Annotated in this window: 1 protein-coding gene; it reads right to left on the bottom strand. The window is 40.8% G+C overall.

Going from position 1 to position 860, the window contains the following annotated elements:
- The coding region (locus G9G53_RS25625; protein ID WP_165150876.1) for an AMP-binding protein at positions 1-860 on the bottom strand (860 nt) is incomplete at both ends.

Raw genomic sequence — 860 nt, 5'->3', positions numbered from 1 at the left:
GAGCAGCCAAAGTAGGATACATCTACTGTTGCTTCTGTTGGTCCGTACAGGTTATGCAGGCTTGTTCCTTTTTCTTTGTACAGCAGCTTGTTGAACTTTTCTACTTGCTTCAGGTTCAGTGCTTCTCCACTGGCAAATACCTGCTTTAAGCTTGCTATTTCCTCTATTATCCCCTTTTCCTCTACATACTCTAAAAATACACTCAACATGGATGGTACAAAGTGCATTGTGGTAACTTTATTTTTTTCGATTGCCTTCACGATTTCTTCCGGATTTTTTTCTCCTCCCGGTATCAGCAGGCAGACTTTGGCCCCAGTAAAGCTCCACCACAATAATTCCCATACCGATACGTCAAAGGTATAGGGAGTTTTCTGCAGGATCACATCACCTTCAGCTATCGGGTATTGCTTCTGCATCCAGTTGATCCGGTTGATTACGGAGTAGTTCTCTATCATTACCCCTTTGGGTTTGCCGGTAGAACCGGATGTATATATTACATAAGCCAAGTTTTCAGGTTTACTAATTAACTTTGGATTTGATACATCCCCAGTAAATAGTTCCTGATTTTCTATGCTAATAAATTCAGCATTTCTGTAACTACCTTTAGCATTTATAAATTTATCCTGTATCAGAATAATTTGGCTGCCACTGTCATCAAGCATAAACTGGATCCTGTCTTCAGGGTATTCAGGAGCTATGGGTAAATAAGCCCCCCCAGCTTTTAGGACAGCCATGATCCCTATGATCATTTCCGGGGAACGTTCTACCATAATTCCCACTACACTATCAGGTTTTATTCCCTTTTCTCTTAATTTTCTGGCCAGTTGGTTTGCCTTTTCGTTTACTTCCTTATAAGTCAG

Source organism: Paenibacillus sp. EKM206P, assembly GCF_011066155.1.
Taxonomy (GTDB): domain Bacteria; phylum Bacillota; class Bacilli; order Paenibacillales; family Paenibacillaceae; genus Paenibacillus; species Paenibacillus polymyxa_D.
Note: the sequence above shows the minus strand (reverse complement) of the source record. Positions and strands in the feature narration are given on the sequence as shown.